The sequence below is a fragment of the Bacteroidia bacterium genome, assembly GCA_025056095.1.
Taxonomy (GTDB): domain Bacteria; phylum Bacteroidota; class Bacteroidia; order JANWVE01; family JANWVE01; genus JANWVE01.
The window spans coordinates 1-4,744 of record JANWVW010000217.1; the positions used below are offsets into that span (position 1 = coordinate 1).

Sequence of the window (4,744 nt, forward strand, 5' to 3'; positions counted from 1 at the left end):
GTTTGTAATAATTGACTTAACATATATATGCTCTTCTATTCTTACAAATTTTGTTGTACACCTAATATTAGTGCCACTATTTATAGGAGTCGTAAATTGTTTGTAGTATGCTATTAATGTTGATATCGTTGTTTCATCTATTGAATCCCAAAAAGAAGCCGACAAATTTACGTGATTCATTGAGGTTGCTCCAACTTGGAACTCAACATTACATACAAGTACCTCATTTTCAGGCAACGTAAATAAACCCATATTTGGTGATATCAGCCCAATTTGAACTTCAACAACACCAAACTCTTCTGCGGTGTCTGATCCACTCTGTGCTTTGTAAAGCATTGGCGGCGGTGTTTGATTAAAATCAAACATTGCAAATACATGTATATATTTCCCAGCTGGGACGATAAAAGTAATGTTAGGGGTTGTTGCATTGCCACTAACAAACACAGGGGGCAACGGAGCAGGGTCGTATACCCCGCTTTCAGTGTATCCGAGTACGAGCATACTTGGCGCATCAAACGCCCAACCTACAAAATAAGCAAGACCCTCTGTAATACTTACACTTACCAATGCCCCGCTCGTAGTTGCATGTAGGTGCTCTGCTACTGCCCCGCCTAACCCGTTTCGACTCGATGCTAAATAACTAACAGGCGTATTGGGATATCTTACAAAACTACATAGTGCATCTGTAACCCCTACAAAGTTAGTACTCATCCTTAACCAATCACTTACCCTTACATGTTCAATATTAACAAATGCTGCTTGGGCGGTTGGCGGCGGCGGCTCAATTGGATTAGGATCATCAGGACTTGGTTGCTCATCGCAACCAACAAAACAACTTACCCGCTCAAAACTTAAAAAAGTACATTGGTTATTTATCTCAACAGAAAAACACGGCGGGGCATTGCAAAAACTAATACGTATCCTTACTCCATTCACACTAACAATCCCTGCACTTGGTACCGTACCCCCATTGGGCAACCGAACTACAACACTTGTAACAGGCTCCGCCCACTGTAAATCAAATACATCTTGCGGCACAAACGGTATCTTATCAGGGCACTCCGTACAAGGCGGCGCTTGACCCGTCCCAACATTGCCACCACCACATAAATCCGTATTGGGCATGTATCTTACTGCCAATGTAAACGAAGGACGCTCTAAATGAAAAAGTTGTGGATAAACATACATAAACAACTATATGTTTTAATACCAATATACAATACTATATCTTTGTAAAAAGACAACTATGAAAAATGCCAATCAAAGAGGGTTGCACAACCTCAATAATCGAAAAGAAGATAATACTTATCTGCTTATCGTTATCATTATCTGTATCATTATTTTATTAGCTATTTATCGATGATTACAGTAAAAGTCAAAAACACATCGTCTAATCCACTGCCTACCTATCAAACTATTGGGGCTTCGGGCATGGATTTGTTTGCTGCACACGATGTAACATTGGAATTAGGACGCCCTGTAATCGTATATACGGGGTTGCATATCGAGTTGCCACAAGGGTACGAAGCACAAATACGTCCACGCAGTGGCTTATCTACCAATGGGGTGTATGTCGCTTTTGGCACCGTTGACGCCGACTACAGAGGCGAAATTGGCGTTATCATGACTTACTTGCGCCTCTCTGAAAACCCGCGCTTCCAAATAGTCAAAGGACAACGCATCGCTCAATTGGTTATTGCCCCGGTAATACAATGCCAATGGGTAGAAACATCTGAATTAACTCCTACCACTCGCAACCACAACGGATTCGGCTCAACAGGTCTATGATAGTTGATTTAAACAAAGTCTTAATTTCACCAAGAATAAAAGAAGCTTGGATTGGGTTTGTTGAGCAACTTGTAAAAGAGTTAACTCAAAAATACCCCGACCTTAAATCCAATGAAATACCAATAGAACAATTTAGAATCCTATCAAATGGATATGGTGAAATATTTATCCAAGTACGAAACACAACCATATCCATGAAAGTCCCACCTAATGAATACCAATCAACCTTAACTATTTGTAACTTAACGGTAGCAGCCTGTAAGCAAAATGATTGCGCAAATGCGTCCACACAGCACCCCTAAAAGTATCAATCAAATGGTCTTCACTCTTAGGGTCTACCTTATCCGTGTTTTCTAACCACCTGTAATTTTCCAATTCGTTTTCAAAATCCTTCCCTAAAACAAACAATTTTAACCGCTTGCAAAAATCTATACTTGTTAACACATCTTTGTCCCAAGCCTTTGCCAATATACCCACCTCCCTTAATTGGGCAATCCTATCAGGCTCTGCTCCATCGCAATACACATACTTGCCTGTTACCAATGGCTTGATAACCCTAATAATATCATCTGTTACTAAACCGGTTTGATACAAAATTTGCCTTGCAAAAACAGAAGGCAAGCCAGTATTTTCCTTTAAAATTTTATACTCGGCAACAGCCGTCGGGGCGTTGTAACCCCAATCTATACCAAAAATAGTATCCACGTCTTTTGGCAACGCATCCCAAACAGACTGTGTTATCACTTCATAGTGTGGAAACACCAACCCGGAACTGGGTTCCCCCCATTCCCCCAATGTATATATGCGATAATCGTGTGGACTGGTCTGTGCTAAGTTTTCCAATATCTCCTTGTCATCTTGACTTAAAAAAACATTGTCCTTGTACGTAAACTTAAACAACTCTATACCCGGCTCATTTTTGTCAATAAGTTCCTTTTTTAACCAATTTAACTTACTAACAGGGTTAAATGTCATCCAAAATTGCTTAGGATACGCGGATATCCCTCTTATACGCCGCTGTATCTCCCTAAAATCGTTTATTTTAAATTGGTTGGCTTCTTCCAGCCACGCCCAATTCAACGAACCTTTTTCGACTGTTATAGACTTTAAACTCTCAGGGTCTGAAACCCCTAAACAATACACCTCTGCACCGTTAGGAATAAATTGGAAGTGCATTCGGGTTTTGTTGATGCGAAAATATTTTGCCAATCCAAATTGATTAATCACCCATTTCATCAACGGGAAAATAGACTTGCGCACATCTGTTTCATACTTACGGAGTGCAATACCACTTTGCCCTTCTGTTACAACACGGCTAAGTATTAGGATTTGTGCAACTGCAACAGACTTGCCTGCACCAGCGCCTCCCATCACCATTGGGATTCGCGCACGGACACGCGAAAGCGCAGGCACAAAATGGTTAAAATTATCAGCATGTATATTAATTTCTACTCGCATACACAAAAAAAACTAACTTGAAGTAAAACTTCAAGTCAGTAAAAGACAATGAAATGAAATTAAAACACGAAGTTATGACAGAACAAGGTTATTCTAATTCTAAAATATTTTCTTGTTGTTGGCTCAAAGGGCTTTTGATGATGACTTCAATTTTGCGTCCTTCATCATCATTGGGTTCTTTTACATTGTATCCCCTTGATTTGCCTTTGTTGTTCAGGTAGAAAAAGACGGCTGTGAGGTCTTCATTTTTCACAGCTTTCAAAAGTACGCTTTCAGCTAAGTCTAAGTTGCGCTCTGTTATCGTGCGCACTCTTTCAGCGTATTCGGGGTATTTTTGCATCCAAATGTAGTGTGTGGTTCTACTTATACCACACGAATCAGATGCGTGCACAACCAGCCCCATAGATTTTTCCAACGCTTCTAAGAAGCGTTCTTGGTCTTTTTTCACACGTTTAATTGTGCTTTGGTTGCGTCTTTTTTTCATGTTTTTTTTATGTTAATCTTGTAAATACCAATTAATTAACTCAACAAAATCTTCAAAAGTTTGGATTACCTTGTAAAGGTAGCCATTTTTTTCCAATGCTATTTGGACGCGCTTTTGTTGGGTGGTTTGTTTCCCTTTTAGGGTTTTAAATTCTATTCGCAGTCCGTTGTACCCGTGTCGGGGCAAGTCGATGTTGATATCTGCTGCGCCTGCCACGATTCCTAATGCTTTATCTCTTGCAGCTTGGTATTTACTCTTTTTGCCCTCGTTGTGGACTTTGTAGAGCAGGTAGTATTCGTCCTGATTGGGGCGGTAGCGTGTGCGCCAATACCTTACACAGCGCATTTGTAAGGTTGCCTCTTTGTGTAAGGGAGATTGAGAGTGTAAGAAGGGTTTCATTGCGGGCAAGATTACGACAACAAATATAGCATATTTCAATTCCACAATGGTACGATTAAAACAATCGTTCGGAGTACGATTATAGCAACACGCCCAAGATTTCAATTCCACAATGGTACGATTAAAACCGTTCTGGCAAACACATGTAGCGTTGCAAGAAAATCAATTTCAATTCCACAATGGTACGATTAAAACAGTACTATCAACACGTCTAACTTTATACTGCAACAATTTCAATTCCACAATGGTACGATTAAAACTCTGTTCTAAATTGGAACGGTCATACAACCAAGTAGCATTTCAATTCCACAATGGTACGATTAAAACCAGGATATTGCGGCTAAGTTATTGTTGCCGCTTTTTAAATTTCAATTCCACAATGGTACGATTAAAACCGTAACTCAAAATGCGTTCGCCTTTTGCAGCGATAATATTTCAATTCCACAATGGTACGATTAAAACTTTCGCGTGTCCGTGCGCGAATCCCAATGGTGATGGGATTTCAATTCCACAATGGTACGATTAAAACTTTTTCAGACAAATGCGCTTCGTATTTGGACAGTAATTTCAATTCCACAATGGTACGATTAAAACATTTGCGAGCAATTAAGGCTT

At 39.9% G+C, this 4,744-nt stretch carries 5 protein-coding genes and 1 CRISPR repeat array; of the genes, 1 reads left to right on the forward strand and 4 read right to left on the reverse strand.

The genetic code is table 11. From position 1 onward, the window contains the following. The coding region (locus NZ519_12225) for a hypothetical protein (protein MCS7029520.1) at positions 1-1,188 on the reverse strand (1,188 nt) is incomplete at its 3' end. A gap of 174 nt (positions 1,189-1,362) precedes the next feature. On the opposite strand from NZ519_12225, the gene dut reads away from it, so the two are divergent. After that, positions 1,363-1,788, forward strand: a complete 426-nt coding sequence (gene dut / locus NZ519_12230; GenBank protein ID MCS7029521.1) for a dUTP diphosphatase — start codon at positions 1,363-1,365, stop codon at positions 1,786-1,788. 231 nt (positions 1,789-2,019) lie between these two features. Here dut and NZ519_12235 read toward each other — a convergent pair whose 3' ends face one another. The 3 genes from NZ519_12235 to NZ519_12245 all read right to left on the reverse strand — a co-directional run bounded on the left by NZ519_12235 (position 2,020) and on the right by NZ519_12245 (position 4,129). Continuing rightward, positions 2,020-3,246 (reverse strand): PBSX family phage terminase large subunit, encoded by a 1,227-nt coding sequence (locus NZ519_12235; protein ID MCS7029522.1) that lies wholly within the window; start codon positions 3,244-3,246, stop codon positions 2,020-2,022. 88 nt (positions 3,247-3,334) lie between these two features. Beyond that, positions 3,335-3,730, reverse strand: a complete 396-nt coding sequence (locus tag NZ519_12240) for a hypothetical protein (GenBank protein ID MCS7029523.1) — start codon at positions 3,728-3,730, stop codon at positions 3,335-3,337. A gap of 12 nt (positions 3,731-3,742) precedes the next feature. Then, entirely contained in the window at positions 3,743-4,129 is a 387-nt protein-coding gene (locus NZ519_12245) for a VRR-NUC domain-containing protein (protein ID MCS7029524.1), read from the reverse strand. A gap of 32 nt (positions 4,130-4,161) precedes the next feature. Beyond that, positions 4,162-4,723: direct repeats of the CRISPR family, unit length 30 nt; unit sequence ATTTCAATTCCACAATGGTACGATTAAAAC. Positions 4,724-4,744: the final 21 nt, after the last annotated feature.

Coding starts and splice junctions, on each gene's coding strand:
- NZ519_12245 (MCS7029524.1), bottom strand. CDS start 4,129: ATGAAACCCTTCTTACACTCTCAATCTCCCTTACACAAAGAGGCAACC.
- NZ519_12235 (MCS7029522.1), bottom strand. CDS start 3,246: ATGCGAGTAGAAATTAATATACATGCTGATAATTTTAACCATTTTGTG.
- NZ519_12240 (MCS7029523.1), bottom strand. CDS start 3,730: ATGAAAAAAAGACGCAACCAAAGCACAATTAAACGTGTGAAAAAAGAC.